An 18,927-nucleotide genomic window follows, 5' to 3' on the forward strand; every position below is an offset into this window, starting at 1 on the left:
AAGATAAGAGTTGAAGACGCACGAAGTACTTATTGAACCCGGCCGCGCCGAGCGGCATTACTGGCGTGATTTGTGGCGTAACCGCGAGTTGCTGTACATCCTGTCCATGCGCGATGTTTCGGTTCGTTACAAACAAACGGCGCTCGGCACGGCCTGGGGCCTGATTCGCCCGCTAACTACCATGCTGATTATGGTGTTCGTATTCAGCAAGGTGGCCAAGCTCAAAGGTGATCCGGGGGTTCCGTATCCGCTCATGGTGCTGGGCGGCATTACAATCTGGACGTTTTTTTCAACGGCGTTTACGCAGATCAGCAATAGCGTTACCCTGAACTCGAACCTCGTCACCAAGGTGTATTTCCCGCGGCTGATCATGCCATTGAGCTCAATTGCCGTAAGTTTTTTAGACTTTTTGGTTTCGCTGGGGTTATTTATTCTGCTGGCGGCCTGGTATCAGTTCGTTCCGGACTGGCACCTGCTGTTTGTTCCGGCATTCATGATCCTGGCAATCCTGGCAGCGTTCGCGTTTGGGTTGTTTTTTGCGGTCATCAACGTCCGTTTCCGCGACGTTGGGCAGTTGATCCCGTTCATTGTGCAGGTTGGTTTTTATGCCTGTCCAATTGCGTACAGCAGCCGGCTGGTAGCTGGTGAATCCTGGTATCCGCTGTATATTCTGAATCCGCTGGTCGGTATTATTGACGGCTTCCGCTGGGCCCTGCTTGGCGAAAAAGCGTATTTCAATCCGCAGAGCTTACTGGCTTCAGTCGTCATTGTGGGCGTTTGCCTGAGCTTGTCTGTTTATTTTTTCCGCAAACGGGAAAACACGTTTGTTGATGATATTTAACCAATCAGCCGAGGGTAGTAATTAGCTGGCAATCCCGCCTGCATAACGCTCTCGGCCGACTGTACACTGATCCCATGTCTGTCATTACCGTCGAAAATATAAGTAAACACTACATCATCGACCACCAGAAAGGCAAGGGCGTCAATACCCTGCGCGATGTGCTGACCGAAAACTTTCGGCAGCTCTTCGGCGGCAAAAAAGGGCAGGAGACGATAACCCGCGAGGAATTCTGGGCCCTGCGCGACGTAAGTTTTTCCGTTGAACAGGGCGACCGGGTTGGTATCGTTGGACACAACGGCGCGGGGAAGTCTACGCTGCTGAAAATCCTGAGCAAGATTATTGAACCGACTACCGGCTCCGTCCGGATTCGGGGCCGGGTGGCGTCACTGCTCGAAGTCGGTACGGGATTCCATCCAGAGCTAACCGGCCGCGAGAATATTTTTCTGAACGGATCGCTGCTGGGTATGAGCCGCAGCGAAATCCGCAAGCAGTTCGATGAGATTGTCGCCTTTGCGGGCGTCGAGAAGTTTCTGGATACGCCCGTAAAGCGGTACTCATCCGGCATGTATGTCCGGCTCGGCTTTGCGATCTCTGCCCACCTTGACCCCGAAATCATGATTGTGGACGAGGTGCTGGCCGTAGGCGATGCTGAATTCCAGAAGAAAAGCTTGGGAAAGATGCGCGACAATTCGGCCAGTGGCCGGACAATCCTGTTCGTGAGTCATAACCTGACGGCTGTGCAGGCGCTGTGCAACAAAACGCTGTACTTCGAGAAGGGTCAGCTGCTGGAACAGGGCGAGACCAATCAGGTGATTGCAACCTACCTCAGTAAGGTTTCCCGAACCCGCCTGCTGCGCGAGTGGGATACGCCCGAAACCGCCCCCGGCAACGATCTGGTTCGGATTCGGCGGATCGAACTGATTCCGGACTATCAGGACGAGCTGACGCACATCGACGTCCGGACGCCCATGAAACTACGGTTTGAGTTCTGGAACATGATGGACCACGCCAATCTGAATCTATCCATGCACCTCAACTCGCTTACGGGCGAATGCATTTTTAACATCGGTACGCAGTCGCAGGCGTATGGAAAAGGATTGATCGGGGGCGAATGTATTATTCCGGGCTATTTCCTCAACGACGGTTCCTACACGATCTCGGTGATGATTGTTAAGGATACGGTTACGCCCCTGTACAATCTGGAGGAAGGCATTACGTTTGATGTTGAAGACTACCGGGAAGGCGTTGCCTGGTACGGCAAATGGCCGGGTTATGTGCGGCCCCAGTTCCCTTTTGAGATGGGTATGCTGGAGGAAGCATCGATTAAGTAATTTAGTTTCTGGTATTCGGTTTACGGTCTGAGCAGGCCATCGAAGACTCACCGCGTCTGGCAATGACAGATTGAATACCGTGAATCGATAACACACTATGATCAACGTTACCAAGTCATATCTTCCCGATTTAGAAGAATACACCGAATACCTCAAGGGTATCTGGGAACGCGTCCATCTGACCAATGACGGCCCGCTCCTGCGCAGGCTGGAAGGCGAGATGAAGGATTTTCTGGGTGTTAAACACCTGAAGTTCTGCTCCAACGGCACGATTGTGCTGCAGATGGCGCTCAAAGCGATGAACATTACGAAAGAGGTAATCACAACCCCGTTTTCGTACGTCGCCACGACCAATGCCCTGCTCTGGGAAGGCTGCACGCCTGTTTATGCCGACATCCGTCCCGACGATTTTTGCATAGATCCTGACAAAATTGAGCCGCTCATTACCGAGGATACCCAGGCCATCATGGCTACGCACGTGTACGGAAATGCCTGCCGGATTGAGCAGATTCAGACGATTGCGGAGAAATATAACCTGAAAGTCATCTACGACGCAGCCCATACGTTCGGCGCTACGTACAAAGGTAAATCGATCCTGAGTTACGGCGACATCAGCACGTGCAGCTTCCACGCCACAAAGGTATTTCATACCGTGGAGGGTGGCTGTATTGTCACGAACGACGATGATCTGGCCCAGAAATTACACCACTACCGCTCGTTTGGGCACCGGAACGACGAGTATTTCAGCGTTGGTATCAACGCCAAGAACTCGGAGTTTCACGCGGCTATGGGGCTGTGTATTCTGCCGAAGGTTCAGGCGCTGATCGAAGCACGGAAGCAGGTGTTCGCCTGGTACGATGAGCGGCTGGACTTCAGCCGGATCAGTCGCCCGACGCTGACACCAGGGGTCTCGTATAATTACGCCTATTACCCGGTCGTGTTCGACTCAGAAGAAACTCTGCTGCACGTCGTGGATGCCCTGAAAGCGCAGGAAATTGTGCCACGCCGGTATTTCTATCCGTCGCTGAATACGTTGCCCTTTGCCGCAGGTTCTGAGCCGGGCGCACCCTGTCCGGTTTCAGAAGATGTTTCGCTGCGGGTGCTGTCGCTGCCGCTCTACCCCGATTTACCCGAAGCCGACGTGGACCGTATTGCCAGTATTATTAACCAGGAGGTAGCCGTACGAAGCGCGGAAGTGTTATGACCGTTTTGTATATTCTGTCTCTGATTCTTTTTGTTGCATACCTTGGCCGGCTCTCGACGCATATCTGCCGCCGGTCATTGACGGAGTGGCTGCTGACGCTTTTTCTGCTGGGCGCGGGCAGCGTTATTCTGACCGGGTTCGTGCTGTCGGGCCTGTATCAAACGGCCAACGCGCCGGTCTGGGCCGGGTCGGTTTTCGTGACGGCAACAATCATCGGCTGGGTACTCCGTCGCCTGTCGTCCGAGCAGCCTCGTTTTTCGGCTCTCCAGCTCATTCGTGAGCGTCGTCATCTCTTCGGGCAGTGGTTTGGCGGCTTGTCGGCCTATCCAAAGTTCCTGTTTTCAACCCTGTTTGCGACGCTGGCCATTATTGCGGTTACGAATCTGCTCCTCGTTTTCTTTACAGTTCCGAACGAATGGGACAGCATGACCGGCCACCTGAACCGGGTTATGCAGTACATCCAGCGGGGTTCCATGCGGCACTTCGGCGGCACCAACTGGAATATTGATACCTACCCGAAGAGCGTCTGTACACTTCAGATTTACTCGTTTCTGATGACGGGGCGATTTGAGAATGGGTTTAAATTCATCCATCACCTCAGCTACTGGACAGCCATTGTAGCCGTGTTCGGGATTGTTCAGCGGTTGGGCAACGGACGGCTCTCCGCCAGTTTTTTCTGCGCGCTGGCGTATGCGCTCCTGCCTGACTTTCTGATGCAGGCCATCACGACCGAGACCGACATCGTGTTGACTGCTTATCTGAGTGTGTTGCTCTTTATGCTGTTCGCCTACCAGCAGACAACGCCCCCTAAAGATAGCCGCTATCTCTGGCTGGCGGGCATGGCGTTCGGGATTGCGTTTGGTCATAAGATTACGTTTGCCCTGCTGCTGCCATCGGTGTTCGTCATTATGGTGTACACCGTTTTTCTTTCTCCATCCTGGACCATTACGTTCAACCGGACCTGGCGGCTGGGCGCGGCCATCCTGGTGAGCGTTTGTTTGTGGACGTTGCCAACCGGGTACCTGAAGAACATCGAAGTATTTGGCCATCCCATCGGTCCGCCGACGGCCCTGAAACACCAGTCGGTGGAGCGGGCGGGTTCGCTGTCAAACCTGCTGGAGCAGGGCAGTCGGAACGTCGTGCGGTATGGCTACGATCACATTAATCTTGATGGCATCCGGAACGTTGCCATTGGTGCCAGACTTAACCACGCCATGCGCCAGCCGCTAGTTGCGCTGGAAGATAAACTGCACATGCGGCTGGACGAAGAAACTGACTTTTCGATTCAGCCCTTCGCGTTCGACCGGAAGTTCGTGTTTTATAACGCCAATCCCTACTGGGGTATCTTCGGCTTTGGCCTGGCGCTGCCCTTGGTGCTGCTGGTGCTGATTGGTGTCGTGCGGTCAACACCCCATTTGTTTCTGGGGCTTGCCCTGCTGCTGCATTTCGCGGCCCTCTCCTACTCGGCTCCGTACGACCCGTTCAAAGGGCGCTATTTTATCGAGACGGGCTTGTTTGGCATTACGTTTCTGGCGTTGATTTTTCTGCACGCCCGCACCTCCGTCGATGTTCCCGGCCGTACACTCTGGAAAAGTTACGTCGGCCTGGTTACAGTACTGGGATGCGTTTCGGCGCTGATGTGCGTATTTCTGAATACCCGGGCCCTACCATTTGCCTGGACCCCTCCCGATGGACATTCCTTTCCTTCGGCATTTAACTCCGACCGCATCCGGCAGATGACCCTCGGCCGACCCGATATTTACGTTCCCTACAAACGTTTCGACGAACTCGTGCCGGCTAATGCAACGGTCGCCCTCGGCACCATCAACGACGACTACGAGTATCCGCTCTACGGGCCTGATCTGTCGCGTCGGCTGATCGCTATCAACCCCTTCGAACAGGGACTACGGCCCATTCCAAAGGAAGCGGACTATCTGTTCTTTGCCAAGAGTGTAATTCAGCCGCAACCCGGCGATATTCGTCTGGGCACCGACACGACGATGCGTCAGGCCGTCATTGTGCCGGGCGAAGATTATTATTTACGTAAGTTGAAATAGGTTTGTAGTCCTGGTTGTCCGATTCAGGGACTTAATACCGCAAACCGAACCCAAACCCGGAACCGAATGACGCTTGCTATCATGCAACCCTATTTTTTGCCGTACATTGGCTATATGCAGCTGATGAACGCCGTCGATACGTTTGTGCTGTACGACGACGTGGCGTTCATTAACCGGGGCTGGATCAATCGAAACAAGCTGCTGATCAACGGGCAGGAGTATCTGTTTACCGTTCCGCTAAAGGATGCCAGCCAGAACAAACGCATCAACGAAGTACACCTGGCCGACGATCCGAAATGGCGCGGCAAACTGCTCAAAACAATTGAGCAGGGCTACCTTAAAGCGCCATACTATGGAACGGTTATGCCCCTGACCGAGAAAATCATCAATTTTGCGACTGATTCCATCGCCGATCTGGTGCATAACAGTCTGGTTGAACTGAATGGCTATCTGGGCATCGGCACGAAGCTGATTCCTTCCTCAGCCATATATAACAATACCCACCTGAAAGCGCAGGAGCGGATTCTGAATATTTGCCAGCAGGAACACGCAGCCCGTTATATCAACCCGATTGGCGGCCTCGACCTGTACGACAAGCCAACCTTTGCGCAGGCGGGTATGGAACTGAAGTTTATTCAGGCGAAGCGGGTCGAGTATCCTCAGTTCAGGAATGAATTTATTCCCTGGCTATCTATTCTAGACGCGCTGATGTTCAACGACGTAGCAACGGTTCAGGCAATGCTAAATGAATATGAATTAGTGTAAACGTTGAATGATGCAGGATGAGTGATGAATAGACCAAAGCATTCATCACTCATCCTGCATCATTCAACATTCTAAAAAAGCATGGCAAAAGTTATCATTTTTGGGGTGATGGATACGGCCGAACTGGCTCACTTCTACCTCACCCACGACTCCGAACACGAAGTTGTCGCCTTCACCGTCAGCCGGGAGTATCTCAACAATACCGAGTTTCGGGGCCTGCCCCTGGTGGCGTTTGAAGAGGTTGAAACCTTATTCACCCCAAAGGAATACAAGTTCTTTGCGCCCATGACCGGCCGGAACATGAACCGCAACCGTGAGCGTATTTACCTGGAAGCCAAGGCAAAGGGATATGAGTTCATTTCGTATATCAGCTCAAAAGCCACGCTGTTTGGGAATCAGATCGGTGAGAACTGCTTTATTCTGGAAGACAACACCATTCAGCCGTTTACGACCATTGGCAACAACGTTGTGCTCTGGAGCGGCAACCATATTGGCCACCACGGGCAGATCAACGACCATGTCTTTTTTACGTCGCACGTTGTCATGTCGGGGCATTGCCTGATTGAACCGTACTGCTTCTTCGGGGTAAACAGCACCATCCGCGATTACCTGCATATCAAACAGGGTACGCTCGTTGGCATGGCCTCTGCTATTTATAAAGACACCGACGAATGGGGCGTGTATATCGGCAATCCAGCCAAGAAACTTCCCAAACCCAGCCATGAAACGTATTAAAACTCGTCGCTCCCTGTTAGACTACTTAGCGGGTAGAGGGAATTGATGAGCGTAACGGCAGACCGTAACGAATGACTATTTTATTGATCGGACATGATGCCAACCGCGCCGGCGCGCAGCTCGTCCTGCTGAACCTGATGCGTCTGCTGAAAGCAGAAGGTATCCGGATGCACCTGCTGCTGGGCGAGGGTGGGCCGCTGCTGGATGAGTACCGGGCGGCCTGTCCGGTCACCCTCTGGCCCGCGCCCGATCGGTACGTAATGGGAGCGCTGGCTGACAAGGTGCTGGGGAAATTGGGGCTCTGGCAGGGGTTTTACGACCGGCAACTGACCAATCGGCAGCGGGCAATCCGGGATGAACTGGGGCTGGAAACCGTCGATCTGGTGCTGGTCAATACCGTGACGAGCAGCCGCTGGTTTAGCCAGCTACCAGTTCCCGAACAAACGCCGGTCGTTACGTTCGTGCATGAACTCGATATGTCGGTTCGGATGTACACGCGCCCCGACGAGCTGGCCTTCCTGTTACGTCGGACGAATCATCTGCTGGCCGTATCGCGCGCAACGGCGCGGTACTACGAACAGCAGCACAGTTTCGACCCGACCCGCATCACCCTCTTTACGCTGATTGACACGCCAGCGCTGGAGCAGAATGTGAAACAGGCCCGGCAACAACCTTCTATCTACCAGACACTGGGTTTACCCGATAAGGCGCTGATTGTGGGCGGCTGCGGCAATGCCGAATGGCGTAAGGGCAACGATTTATTCGTGACGCTGGCCCGTCAGGTAATTGGCCGCGCGCCGGAAGACCTGGTGTCTGCCATTCATTTTGTGTGGGTAGGCGTGCCGCCCGGATCGCTGCACGACGATCTATTGTTAGACATTCGCAAGGCGGGTATGTCCGGACGTGTTCATCTGATTGCCCCTACACCCGACGTGCTGCGCTACATGAGTCGCTTTGACGTGTTTGTGCTCTGCTCCCGCGAAGACCCGTACCCGCTGGTTGTTTTTGAAGCGGGGCTGAGCGGGGTGCCGGTCGTGTGCTTCGATAGTGCAGGGGGCTCGCCCGAACTAGTCGAGACCGACGGGGGCTATGTGGTGCCTTATCTCGATCTGGACGCCATGAGCGAGCGTGTATTACAGCTTCTCCAGCAGCCCGATCTCCGCCGAACAATAGGACAACGACTCGGCCAGAAAATTCTGGAACGGCATCCGGCGCATCAAAGCGTCGAAACGCTCGTAACTTTGTTCAATCAACTGACTGCCTGAATGCCCACCACCCCTACCGGTCTGCCCCGATCCGGCCACATGCCTCAATTAGACGCCCTGCGGACGTTCGCGGTCCTGCTGGTAGTCATTTACCACTGGTTTCCGACCGGTGAGGGCATTAACCGGCTTCCCAACGGCACCATCGGGGTCATGATCTTTTTCGTGATCAGCGGGTTTCTGATCACCCGGATTCTGCTGGAAAACCGCAACCAGATCCAGGCTGGCCAAAGTGAGCTGGGTGACACGTACCGAAATTTCTTTGCCCGGCGAGCGCTCCGGATTTTCCCGCTGTATTACCTGAGCATTACGTACGTCCTGTTTGCGTTGCCGCAGGCATCCGACATCGATGAACATCCCATCTATTATTACCTCTACGGCTACAATATCCTGCTTCATCAGACTGGCAACTGGGCCGACCTGCTTTCGCCCTTCTGGACCCTGGGTGTCGAAGAGCAATTGTATCTCGTCTGGCCGTGGGTTGTCCTGTTAACACCCAAGGCGTATTTCCGTTGGGTTATTGTCGCCATGATTACGCTCGGCGTTGTCTTTCGAAGTTATGGCTACAGTCAGGGCGATCTCGACGGGGTATTGACGCCTGCCAGTTTCGACGCTTTCGGGCTGGGTGCGCTCTGGGCCTATATAGTCACCGACCGTCCGCAAACGCTCAGCGGGTTTCTCGGCAAGCTGTCGGTAGCCGCTGGTTTGGCGCTGGTCGGTTTTGTGGGCTTGCTGCTCTTACCCGGTGATCATCTACTGGTTGTTCTATTCCAGCGATTACTAATTTCGGTGCTGGCGCTGTTTGTGATTACGCGGGCGAGTACAGGCATTGGCGGTGTTGTCGGCTCCATTCTGAACAACGGAGCCTTACAGTATATTGGCCGGATCAGTTACGGCATCTACGTGTTCCATATGCTGGTGCCGGGATACGCCGTTCCTTTTTTATTGCGCGTAGCCAACCGATTTGGTTTTACCATAACGTTGGGCTACTGGTCACACCGGCTGTTTAGTCTGGCTGTGTTACTGATCCTGGCTTCGCTGTCGTGGTACGCTTTTGAAAAGCCAATCAACAACCTGAAACGGTATTTTTCGTATAAACGAGTTGATAAGCTGGTCCGTTCGTAGCGAACGCATCGGCTTATTGACCGCTTGCTTATGACGCTCGCTTTTACAATCTGTTCGGTGAATTATCTGGCGCAGGCCCGAACCCTGGGTGACTCCCTGCGACAGACGAATCCGAACTATCAATACGTTATTGGGCTGGTTGATAAGCTCAGCGTAGCCAGTCTCTCTCCTGAATTGATGCCGGAATACCCGATGGTAGAGGTCGACCAGATTGGCATTCCGGACTTCGCGGCTATGTGCGACCGGTACGATATTACGGAGCTGAATACTGCCGTTAAACCTTTTTATATTGATTATTTCATTAAAAAGTCTCCTGATGTCACCGAAATCATTTATTTTGACCCTGACATCATCGTTTTCCAGCCTCTCGATAAGTTGAATCGGGATCTGGCAGAACATAGTATAGTACTGACACCGCACACCTGTTCGCCAACGCCGGATTGGGAACGACCCAACGAGCAGCACCATCTGAACACGGGTATTTTCAACCTGGGTTTTATTGGTCTGCGGAACGATTCGACCGCCCAACAATTTGTTGACTGGTGGAAGCGACGGCTGGTGTATGAATGCCGGATTGACCTGTGCAACGGTTTATTTGTCGATCAGCACTGGGTCAATTTTGCACCAGTATACTATGATAACGTTCTGATAGATCACTATTTAGGCTATAACGTGGCATACTGGAACCTGCACGAACGCTATCTGTCGACCGACGAAACCGGGCAGTGGCGCGTGAACGAAACGGATTATTTGCATTTTTTTCATTACAGTGGATACAACCCTTACCGTCCAGATGAGGTCTCTAAATATCAAACGAGGTATACATTTCTGGAGCGTCCCGACGCGCGGCCGCTATTTGATCTATACCGGGATCGGTTGCTGACGAACTTCAATGACCAGTATCGGCAGTATCCATGCGTTTATATCAAGCCCCCAGTGGTGCTGCGGTACCAGCGGGTGCGCCGGGCTCTGAAAGCCCCGTTCAACCGATTACTGGCTTTGTTAGAAACCTAATGCTTATGGCTTCATGGCCACACCAACGAGCCCTCTGGGCTCACCGCTATCATAAATACACCCATATTGCGGGAAAATACTGGACGTTTGCGCTGAAGTACCTTCGCATTCAATGGCTGAAACGGCAGGCCGGCAATCGCCCCTTTATTGCGATTATTCTGTCGGAACAGATGGGCGACATTATTGCCTGTGAGCCGGTTGCCCGCGAAGTGCGCCGACGCCATCCGGATGGGTATATAATCTGGGTCGTGCGTCAGGCCTATGTCGATCTGGTCCGGCATCACCCCGATCTGGACGGCTATCTGGTCGAAAAGTGCCCCAGCGAACGGGTCCATCTGCTACGCGCGGGCGTTTTCGACCAGGTGTATAACCTGCACATCTCGCACCGCAAATGCAAATACTGCCCTGAAGACCCCGTCAACCCAACCGCCGACCAGATCGGGCTGACATTTGATAACTATTATCACCGGGGCGACCTGCTTTATATGTTTTCGCAGGCGGCTGGTCTGCCTGCCCTGACGGCCGACCCAAAAATGTATATTCCGGAGACTATTCGTCGGCAGGTAGCCGCTCTGAACCTGCCGGACAGATCCATTGTGATCCACTGCCAGTCCAGCCATGTCGCGCGCGACTGGCCGGCCGCCCACTGGAACCAGCTGGTACGCTGGCTGCTGGACACCTACGACTGCCCCGTAGTGGAAGTGGGGCTGCAACCCGTCGTAACGGTTCGGGACCCTCGCTTTCGAAACCTGTGCGGTCAGTTGAGTCTGCTTCAAACAGCCGAAGTGATTCGCAACGCCCGGCTGTTTATTGGCATCGACAGTGGTCCGGCGCATATGGCCAACGCCGTTGGTACTGAGGGCATTATTTTGCTGGGCCAGCTTTTCGATTTTGTAGAGTACATGCCCTATTCAGGTCGTTATAAACGGGGTGAAGGCATTACCATTCTGAATAATTACGGCCATCCCTGCGCCGAACTGCCCTACGACTGGGTACAGGAAGCGGCCTGGCAGCGGCTGGGCCAACCCAAACTTGTATGAAGCAGCCAGCCCCAGCGAGCGTCGGCGTAGTAATCCCCGTTTACAAACCTGATCTAACTGATTACGAGCACATTGCCCTAACGCAATGCATGCGCGTACTAGGCCACTACCCGGTCTGGCTGGTGGCTCCCTACTCCCTCGATATTTCTCTTTACCAGAAATTATACCCTACTTTGCAGGCTCGAACGTTCGACGATCGGTTCTTCACCGACGTGCAGGCCTACAATCGGCTCATGCTGTCTGAAGAATTTTACGGGGCATTTCTGGACGTAGAATATATCCTGATTCATCAGTTAGACGCTTTCGTTTTTCGGGATGAGCTAACCAACTGGTGTTTGCAGAACTACGATTATATTGGCGCCCCCTGGCTGCGCGACCGGGATTTTATCAGTTGGCGCGATGAACAATGGTTCTGGATCAAACAACGAGTAGCAACGATGCTTGATTTAAAGAAACCAGATGGTGTAACGCCCCGCGAAATCATTAGTCTAAATCGCGTGGGCAATGGCGGGCTTTCGCTCCGGCGCATTCCGGCCATGCTCAAGTGGCTGCGTACGTTCAGACGGAAGATTGACAGGTATGAACAATTACATCATCATCAATATAATGAAGACGTATTCTGGGGAATCGAAGTAAATCGCTACTGGCCGGTTTTACGTATTCCTTCCTATCGAACAGCCATGCAGTTCGCCGTTGAGTTTTACCCTCAGCGGGCTATCGAGCATTACAACGGTGGGCAACTACCGTTTGGCTGTCACGCCTGGGACATTCACGAAACGGCTTACTGGCGACCGATTTTTGCCCAATACGGCTTCGAAATTTAAGCACAATATGACCAATATGGTTCGGCCAACGATTTCGGTAGCGTTGTGCACCTATAACGGCGAGGCTTATCTGGCCACGCAGTGGCAGAGCTTGATAGACCAGCAACTGCTGCCCGACGAGGTGGTTGTCTGTGATGACCGGTCAACAGACGGCACCGTTGCCCTGCTTCAGCGTCTGGCGGCCGAAGCACCGTTTCAGGTACGTATTCTGGTTAACCCGCAGCAGCTGGGGTTCAATAAAAATTTTGAGCGGGTACTATCGGAGTGTACGGGTGATCTGATTTTTATCTGCGACCAGGACGATTACTGGTTCCCGAATAAGATCAGCGTCATGACCCGGTATATGCAGGAACATCCGGACGATCAGTTGGCCTTCTGCGATGCCTGGGTAACCGACGAACACCTACAGGGCCGTCAGAATCGGTTCTGGACCTGGATCCGGTTTGACGAGCTTACCCAGGTCCGCTGGAAAACCGGAGAAATGATGGAAGTCATGCTCGATGGTAACCGGGTAATGGGCTGCGCTACGGTTATCCGGCGCCCTTTCCTGGAGAAAGTTCTGCCTGTTCCCGAGTGTATTCCGGGTTATATTTATGACGGATGGATCGGTTTGGTAGCCGCTACTTACAACACCATTCAATTCATTGACCAGCCGCTGCAACTGTACCGCACCCACGTTAGACAACAGGTCGGCGTGCGCCAGGAAGAGCCTGCCCAACGGGTTCGATTACGTGACCGCTTTGCGCGGCACCGGGCGCTAAAACTGGCACCTCTCCGGGAAAAACAGTCGCAACTAGCAATCATAAGCCGATTGCTGGCGGAACGCGTCCCGGCCGATGCGCCCGGTTTGGCGCAGTTACACCGGCGTTTGTGCCATTATACCATGCGGAGCTGCCTGCCGCATGACCGGTTAAAGCGACTGATACCTGTATTGCGTAGTTTACAGCAGGGGAATTACAACCGCTACGCCGACGCAGCGGCTAATTGGTATGCACCTTATCTGGCGGCTTTGGGGGATGTGCTCGAATGATTAGTTTTGCCCCACTGTGTTAGTAACTCTTTGTACGATTCGCCAACTACCCCAGGCACTGGCCCTGGGCGACAGTTTTTCGAAACAGACTTCCGGTGCCGGCTCGTCGCAGGTTGTCATTGGCTTAGCCGACGACCCGGCCCACTTACCTGCTGGCTTTCAGTCGCCTTATCCGCTCTTTCCCCTAAGCGAGGTGCTGTCATCCGAGAAACTGGCCAGTCTTTCGGCCCGGTATACGCCAACCGAATTTGCGGCTGCCTGTAAACCGGCCTTCCTTCAGGAAATAGTACGCCGATATCCCCAGGCCGATACGCTGGTATATGCCGACCCGAATATCTGTTTTTTAGGCTCTACAACGCCTATTTTCGAAAAACTCAGGGAAGCTAACCTGCTTCTGACGCCGTTTATCACCCAGGCGCCAGCCGACAGGCGCTGGCCCGACGAAAAGTTTTTCCAGAACGTGGGGCTCTACAGCTCTGATTTTATGGCCTTCCGGCGGTCGACAGAAACCGATCGATTCCTGGCCTGGTGGCAGGATCGAGTTGAACCCCGGGCCAATATAGCGTTCTGCGAAGGTCTCTGCACCGATCAGCTCTGGCTAATGCACGTGCCCGTTTTTTTCCTCGGAGTAGACGTTGTGAAAGACCCCGCCTGGCATGTTGCGCTCTGGAACTTACCGCACCGTACACTACGGCTGGAAGCCACTGGCTGGAAGTTGGCCGATTCGGGCCGGCCCCTGCTGTTTGCCAATGTCAAGGGGTTGTATAATCCTGACGAAGGTTATTTCCCGAACCAGAACCGGCTTAGCCTCAGCAATCGCCCAGACGTAGGCGCTCTGATGACCTCCTACCGGCAGGCGCTGGCTCCCGTTAATGCATCAGCATTGACAATGGTCCGGCCAGCCTATGGCGAGCACCCCGAACCTGTAGTCCTGCGCGGCTGGCGACGGGCAACCGTGCAGTCACTGCGGGCCGTTACGCGCTTTCTGGATGAGCTACCATTACCCGTTCTGCGCTAGACCACTGGCACGGATAGTCAGGGAACGTCTTGGTTTCAAGGCTATAAATCGTATTTTTGCAGGCGTATTTTCCCAAAAAAGTACAAACGCTGTTTAGCTGCGTTCTTTATTCATGACTGTTTTATACGATCATCAGTGTTTTACGGGTTCGTCGTACGGTGGGGTATCCCGGTATTTTTTTGACCTGATGTGTTCGTTTGACAATCGCCCGGATATTCAGTTTGAGTTATCATTGCGGTTATCCAATAATGAGTACCTCAATCAGACCTCCTTCAGTTCGCACCTGCGCTATCCCAGGCTGGCTCATCTGCGAAACGTAAACCGGGCCGCGTCGCTTTTCAACCGGTTGTATAGCCTCCAGCGGGTTCAGGCGAGCCAGTTTGATGTCTTCCACCCGACCTATTACCACCGGTATTTTCTGAAGTCTATCGGCAGCAAGCCGTTCGTGATTACGTTTCACGATGCCACCAGTGAGCGATACGGTAAACAGTACCCGGAGGTAGGCGAAGGGCTCTACGAAGCCAAAAAAGAATTGATGAAGCAGGCCAGCCGGATTATTTCAGTATCGGAGTTTTCGAAGCAGGAGATTCTGCGGTTCTTTCCGGTCAAGCCCGAAAAGATCAGCGTGATTCACCTCGGCACAAATTTTTCCAGTTTTTCGGGTCGTCAAACTTTGCGGACGCTCCCCTTTCCGTACCTGCTTTACGTTGGCAAACGAGGGCTCTATAAGAACTTCAGCGGCTTCTTCCGGGCTATTCAACCAGTGCTGAGCCGCCATCCCGATCTGCATCTGGTATGCGCGGGCGGGGGCGCGTTTACCGTCGACGAGCAGGCATCGTTCCAGGCGAGCCAATTAAGCAAGCGCGTTCATTACCAGTTCATTACCGACGACAGCCTGTTTAGTTTATATCAACACGCCCGGGCGTTTGTCTTTCCCTCGCTCAATGAAGGTTTCGGCATTCCGGTGCTGGAAGCCTTCAGCGCGGGTTGTCCGGTGATCCTGAGCGATCGCTCATCGTTACCCGAAGTAGCGACCGATGCCGCCGTGTACTTCGACCCCGAAGCCGACGATTCTATTGCCAGCGCCGTGGAGCGCGTGATTACCAGCGAAGACCTGCGCACGGTGCTTAGCCGACGTGGCACGGAGCGTCTGCGCCAGTTTTCGTGTGAGCAGACCGCCCGGAAAACCCTGGCCGTTTATCAATCTTTAGTGTAAGCCCATGCCTCGTTCTTCTGAATCGCTCCGTTCGTTTGTTACCCAGCCCTTTCAACCTCAGCTCATCAACGATGGTCGGCCGTATCCCAAACTAACGGTTGTGACGCCTTCCTATAACCAGGTGGAGTATCTGGAACGTACGATTCTGAGCGTACTGAACCAGCAGTATCCCAATCTGGAATATTTCATCATGGACGGCGGTTCGACGGACGGTAGTCTGGAGCTCATCAAAAAATACGAACAGTATCTGGCCGGCTGGGTCAGTGAAAAAGACCGCGGCCAGACGGACGCTATCAATAAAGGGTTTCGGCTGGCTACCGGCGACTACCTCGCGTTTCAAAACTCCGACGACGTATTTGCGCCCAATGCATTCGCCCGCGTAGCCGACGCCTGGCGTAAAGCCCCGGATACCGACGTTTTTTTCGGGGACATGTACATTACCGACGAGCAGGACGTTATTCTGGAAGAACTGCGGGCGCCGGAGTTCTGCGCGGAGTGTCATATTTACGAAGGCATGCAGGTATTCAACCAGTCACTGTTTATCCGGCGTAACCGGCTCGAACAGTTTGGATTACTCGACGAAAGTCTGCGGTTTGTCATTGACTACGAAATTGTAGCAAGGCTGGGGGTTCAGCCGGGCGTTCTGTTTCGGCACGTTGATGGCTTCTGGGGTGGATTTCGGGTACAGCCCGACGCCAAATCATCGAACATCGCCAAAACCGTTGGTCTTCAGGAGCACCAGCGGATTAAGGAAAAATACCAGCCGCAGCTGCGTTCGGCGCTGGGTCCCGGGTTCTGGCAACGGTACTGCCGTTTCCGTAAATTAGCGGCCTTCGCCCTTCAGGGGAAGTTTGGCTACGTTCGACACCGGCTGCAACTGCGTCGGGGCCGATTATAGACTGACCGATACTATGAGCAATTTTATCCGCTTTCTGCAAACGCTCGACTACATGCGCCTGGTGGTGGGCATCTGCATTCTTGTGGACGGTTACCCACTCATCTTCTTTTTTCGGGAAACGCTGAAGCTCGCACCGGGCAGTACGGCCTTCACCGCAATTGCGCTGGCGGCAGGTCTGGTTCTGATGATTCCCTTTACAGTGCTGCGCCGGCTTTACCGACCGAATCTGACCATGTTCTGGATGGGAGTCGGTTTTCTCTTGCTCTGTATTTTCTACATGTTTGTGTATAATGGCGTTCCGGGTTTTAAGGAGTACGACAAAGACATGATTTACTTTGCCTATATCTTTATCTTCCTGTTTCTGCTCATTAACATTCCCAACGACGTTATCCGGGTCTTCATCCCCGTCGTTATTCTCTTTACGCTGGTGTCGAACCTGGCGCTGGTGTATTCCCTGATGACCAACCCAAGCTGGGCCATTGGTCAGCGGGCGACGATTACCCTGGGCGATGGCGACGACGGTTCCGGGAACCCCCATGCCTTCGCACGCAATGCTTTCATGGGTGTTATTGCCTGCGTAATCTGGACGGTACGCCCCCAGACCGGGTTTATTTTTCGCTTACTGGCCCTGTTTTCGGCCGTCTTTAACGTAGCAATTCTGGTGCTGACCCAAACACGCTCCAGTATCGTGGCCCTGATTCTGGCGCTGATGTTCTTCATGTTCTTCAACGTCCGGCCCGCCCAGATCCGCTCAACAGTTCGTGGGCTTTTCAAACCCGTCCCTATCATTACCATTATCGTCGGCATTGTTGGACTCATGTTCTTCTTCCGGAGGTATTACGATGCCTACGCGATTCTGTATGGCTACGTAATCGGCTTCGTGGAACGAAATATGGAGAACATTTATGCGCTGCTGGGGATGAAAGTAAAAGGAACCCAGGCCACGCTGGACGCATCGGCGGCAAACCGCTCGGTGAGTGCGCTTTTCTTCTCAAACGTACTGGTTGGACACCTGCACATGCTGATTCTGGGCTTCGGCTACAAATTTCTGTATCTGGACGTGCCGATTATGGAAGCTCTTACGAACATGGGCGTTCTGGGCTTTATTCTTTTCGGCGGACTAAACATCATGATTCTATATCACAGCGTACGGATCATGCGTACTAATCCGAATCCACTGAACACCTTCCTGGCTTACTTCTATATGCTGGTGCTGGTGCAATTGTTTACCAACGGCCGCCCGAACGAAATCGCCTTCTGGTTTCCGCTGGCACTGATGATCCGGTTTATGGGTGTCGAACACCTGTTTCCGGCTTACCTGTCCGACCGCCCAGCCCTGATCGATTCGGAGCAGTTTGAGGTCGTGCCTACTACCCAGGCCACCTGATGCGGATTCTGATTGTTCATAACCTGCTGTGGGCGCACTACAAGTCCAGTGTTTTTCAGGCATTACAACGGTTGGCCGATCAGCAACCCGACGTAACCGTGCATGTCCTGCAGATTGCCCGCAATGAACGCTCCCGCGCTGGTCTGGAAACCGTAACCGATACACACACGCCAACGTATTTATACAGCTACGAACTTCTGTTTGATCGGTTCCTGGAAGATGTAAGTCTGCGTGAACGGGCTGTGGCTCTGTTTCAGCGGGCGAAAGCCTTCCGGCCCGACGTCATCAACCTGACGGGATATTACGATCCGGCTCAGCTGCTGCTGCTGCTATGGGCGAAGGCCAATGGGATTCGGGTCGTTATGCAGAACGAAAGCACGGCCGCCGATCACCAGCGGGGAGGTTTGAAAGAATCGTTCAAGCGGTGGGTGTTTAGCCAGTGCGATGGTTTTTTCTGCTTCGGAAACCAATCCGCCGAATACCTGAACGGCTTAGGCGTTGCGCCGGAAAAAATTCTGCTCCGGAAAAACGCGGTCGACAACCACGCGCTCCGGACCGCCTACGAGCAGGCCCTGACGACCCGCTCTGAACAGCAGACAGCCCTCGGCTTGCGCCCCAATAATTTTATATTCGTTGGGCGTTTAATTGAGTTTAAAAATCTGCCTGCGCTGCTATCGGCCTTTGCCGAAGCCCTGGCGCAATCGGCGAATGCCGCTGACTGGGGCCTGCTTCTGCTGGGCGATGGCGCCGAAAAGGATGCGCTTACCAAACAGATCGCTGCGTTGGGACTGACCGACATCGTACAGATTCTGCCTGGTCGGCCCTGGTTCCTCGTTCCGGATATTCTCGCCCTAAGCAATGTACTGGTGCTGCCGAGCCGTTCAGAGCCGTGGGGACTGGTCGTCAATGAAGCAATGGCCTGCGGCCTGCCCGTCATTGTGTCGGATCGCTGTGGCTGCGTACCCGACCTGGTTCGCGACGGCCAGAATGGGTTTATCTTCTCCCCCGATCAGCCAGCTCTGCTAACCCGCCTACTGCTCCGATTTATGAATAACGAGGTTAACGCCGAACAGATGGGACAGTCCGGACGGCAGACTATTGCTCCTTATGCGCCCGAGGCCGTTGCGCAGGAAATGCTCGATGGGTTTATGAAAATCACCGCGTAAGTGGTTATTTCGCG

Annotated in this window: 17 protein-coding genes; all 17 read left to right on the top strand. The window is 53.7% G+C overall.

Features of this window, described 5'->3' with window-relative positions; all coding sequences use genetic code 11:
- Window positions 1–10: 10 nt before the first annotated feature.
- The 17 genes from HNV11_RS15705 to HNV11_RS15785 all read left to right on the top strand — a co-directional run bounded on the left by HNV11_RS15705 (window position 11) and on the right by HNV11_RS15785 (window position 18,913).
- On the top strand, window positions 11–841 hold the full coding sequence (locus HNV11_RS15705; RefSeq protein ID WP_171740566.1) for an ABC transporter permease: 831 nt from the start codon (window positions 11–13) through the stop codon (window positions 839–841).
- A gap of 74 nt (window positions 842–915) precedes the next feature.
- A complete protein-coding gene (locus HNV11_RS15710; RefSeq protein WP_171740567.1) occupies window positions 916–2,172 on the top strand; it encodes an ABC transporter ATP-binding protein in 1,257 nt (418 codons plus the stop codon).
- Window positions 2,173–2,269: 97 nt separating this feature from the next.
- On the top strand, window positions 2,270–3,376 hold the full coding sequence (locus HNV11_RS15715) for a DegT/DnrJ/EryC1/StrS family aminotransferase (protein ID WP_171740568.1): 1,107 nt from the start codon (window positions 2,270–2,272) through the stop codon (window positions 3,374–3,376).
- Window positions 3,373–5,433: an ArnT family glycosyltransferase gene (locus tag HNV11_RS15720; protein WP_171740569.1), complete on the top strand. Its 2,061-nt coding sequence runs from the start codon at window positions 3,373–3,375 to the stop codon at window positions 5,431–5,433. Before HNV11_RS15715 ends, HNV11_RS15720 begins: the two co-directional genes overlap by 4 nt.
- Window positions 5,434–5,499: 66 nt before the next feature.
- The gene (locus tag HNV11_RS15725) at window positions 5,500–6,198 is read left to right on the top strand and encodes a WbqC family protein (protein ID WP_171740570.1); all 699 of its coding nucleotides are present in this window, start codon (window positions 5,500–5,502) and stop codon (window positions 6,196–6,198) included.
- A gap of 81 nt (window positions 6,199–6,279) precedes the next feature.
- Entirely contained in the window at window positions 6,280–6,933 is a 654-nt protein-coding gene (locus HNV11_RS15730; RefSeq protein ID WP_171740571.1) for an acetyltransferase, read from the top strand.
- A gap of 71 nt (window positions 6,934–7,004) precedes the next feature.
- Entirely contained in the window at window positions 7,005–8,198 is a 1,194-nt protein-coding gene (locus HNV11_RS15735) for a glycosyltransferase family 4 protein (RefSeq protein ID WP_171740572.1), read from the top strand.
- On the top strand, window positions 8,199–9,320 hold the full coding sequence (locus tag HNV11_RS15740) for an acyltransferase family protein (protein ID WP_240163478.1): 1,122 nt from the start codon (window positions 8,199–8,201) through the stop codon (window positions 9,318–9,320).
- A 30-nt stretch (window positions 9,321–9,350) separates the two neighbouring features.
- Entirely contained in the window at window positions 9,351–10,334 is a 984-nt protein-coding gene (locus HNV11_RS15745; protein WP_171740573.1) for a glycosyltransferase family protein, read from the top strand.
- Window positions 10,335–10,339: 5 nt separating this feature from the next.
- Window positions 10,340–11,374 (top strand): glycosyltransferase family 9 protein, encoded by a 1,035-nt coding sequence (locus HNV11_RS15750; RefSeq protein WP_171740574.1) that lies wholly within the window; start codon window positions 10,340–10,342, stop codon window positions 11,372–11,374.
- On the top strand, window positions 11,371–12,198 hold the full coding sequence (locus HNV11_RS15755; protein WP_171740575.1) for a DUF5672 family protein: 828 nt from the start codon (window positions 11,371–11,373) through the stop codon (window positions 12,196–12,198). The genes HNV11_RS15750 and HNV11_RS15755 overlap by 4 nt, the downstream gene beginning before the upstream one ends.
- 7 nt (window positions 12,199–12,205) lie before the next feature.
- Complete coding sequence (locus HNV11_RS15760) at window positions 12,206–13,228, top strand: glycosyltransferase (protein ID WP_171740576.1); 1,023 nt, start codon at window positions 12,206–12,208, stop codon at window positions 13,226–13,228.
- A gap of 16 nt (window positions 13,229–13,244) precedes the next feature.
- The gene (locus HNV11_RS15765; protein WP_171740577.1) at window positions 13,245–14,246 is read left to right on the top strand and encodes a hypothetical protein; all 1,002 of its coding nucleotides are present in this window, start codon (window positions 13,245–13,247) and stop codon (window positions 14,244–14,246) included.
- 112 nt (window positions 14,247–14,358) lie between these two features.
- Window positions 14,359–15,462, top strand: coding sequence for a glycosyltransferase family 4 protein (locus tag HNV11_RS15770; RefSeq protein ID WP_171740578.1), 1,104 nt, complete (start codon window positions 14,359–14,361; stop codon window positions 15,460–15,462).
- 4 nt (window positions 15,463–15,466) lie between these two features.
- Entirely contained in the window at window positions 15,467–16,360 is an 894-nt protein-coding gene (locus tag HNV11_RS15775) for a glycosyltransferase family 2 protein (RefSeq protein ID WP_171740579.1), read from the top strand.
- A 13-nt stretch (window positions 16,361–16,373) separates the two neighbouring features.
- The gene (locus HNV11_RS15780) at window positions 16,374–17,747 is read left to right on the top strand and encodes a hypothetical protein (RefSeq protein ID WP_171740580.1); all 1,374 of its coding nucleotides are present in this window, start codon (window positions 16,374–16,376) and stop codon (window positions 17,745–17,747) included.
- Window positions 17,747–18,913, top strand: a complete 1,167-nt coding sequence (locus tag HNV11_RS15785) for a glycosyltransferase (protein ID WP_171740581.1) — start codon at window positions 17,747–17,749, stop codon at window positions 18,911–18,913. The genes HNV11_RS15780 and HNV11_RS15785 overlap by 1 nt, the downstream gene beginning before the upstream one ends.
- Window positions 18,914–18,927: the final 14 nt, after the last annotated feature.

This window comes from Spirosoma taeanense, assembly GCF_013127955.1.
GTDB classification, from domain to species: domain Bacteria; phylum Bacteroidota; class Bacteroidia; order Cytophagales; family Spirosomataceae; genus Spirosoma; species Spirosoma taeanense.

Bases quoted from the DNA above. Each gene is read 5' to 3' on its own strand.
- HNV11_RS15720 (WP_171740569.1), top strand. From the start codon at position 3,373: ATGACCGTTTTGTATATTCTGTCTCTGATTCTTTTTGTTGCATACCTT.
- HNV11_RS15735 (WP_171740572.1), top strand. From the start codon at position 7,005: ATGACTATTTTATTGATCGGACATGATGCCAACCGCGCCGGCGCGCAG.
- HNV11_RS15755 (WP_171740575.1), top strand. From the start codon at position 11,371: ATGAAGCAGCCAGCCCCAGCGAGCGTCGGCGTAGTAATCCCCGTTTAC.
- HNV11_RS15715 (WP_171740568.1), top strand. From the start codon at position 2,270: ATGATCAACGTTACCAAGTCATATCTTCCCGATTTAGAAGAATACACC.
- HNV11_RS15785 (WP_171740581.1), top strand. From the start codon at position 17,747: ATGCGGATTCTGATTGTTCATAACCTGCTGTGGGCGCACTACAAGTCC.
- HNV11_RS15775 (WP_171740579.1), top strand. From the start codon at position 15,467: ATGCCTCGTTCTTCTGAATCGCTCCGTTCGTTTGTTACCCAGCCCTTT.
- HNV11_RS15730 (WP_171740571.1), top strand. From the start codon at position 6,280: ATGGCAAAAGTTATCATTTTTGGGGTGATGGATACGGCCGAACTGGCT.
- HNV11_RS15760 (WP_171740576.1), top strand. From the start codon at position 12,206: ATGACCAATATGGTTCGGCCAACGATTTCGGTAGCGTTGTGCACCTAT.
- HNV11_RS15745 (WP_171740573.1), top strand. From the start codon at position 9,351: ATGACGCTCGCTTTTACAATCTGTTCGGTGAATTATCTGGCGCAGGCC.
- HNV11_RS15770 (WP_171740578.1), top strand. From the start codon at position 14,359: ATGACTGTTTTATACGATCATCAGTGTTTTACGGGTTCGTCGTACGGT.
- HNV11_RS15725 (WP_171740570.1), top strand. From the start codon at position 5,500: ATGACGCTTGCTATCATGCAACCCTATTTTTTGCCGTACATTGGCTAT.
- HNV11_RS15750 (WP_171740574.1), top strand. From the start codon at position 10,340: ATGGCTTCATGGCCACACCAACGAGCCCTCTGGGCTCACCGCTATCAT.
- HNV11_RS15780 (WP_171740580.1), top strand. From the start codon at position 16,374: ATGAGCAATTTTATCCGCTTTCTGCAAACGCTCGACTACATGCGCCTG.
- HNV11_RS15740 (WP_240163478.1), top strand. From the start codon at position 8,199: ATGCCCACCACCCCTACCGGTCTGCCCCGATCCGGCCACATGCCTCAA.
- HNV11_RS15710 (WP_171740567.1), top strand. From the start codon at position 916: ATGTCTGTCATTACCGTCGAAAATATAAGTAAACACTACATCATCGAC.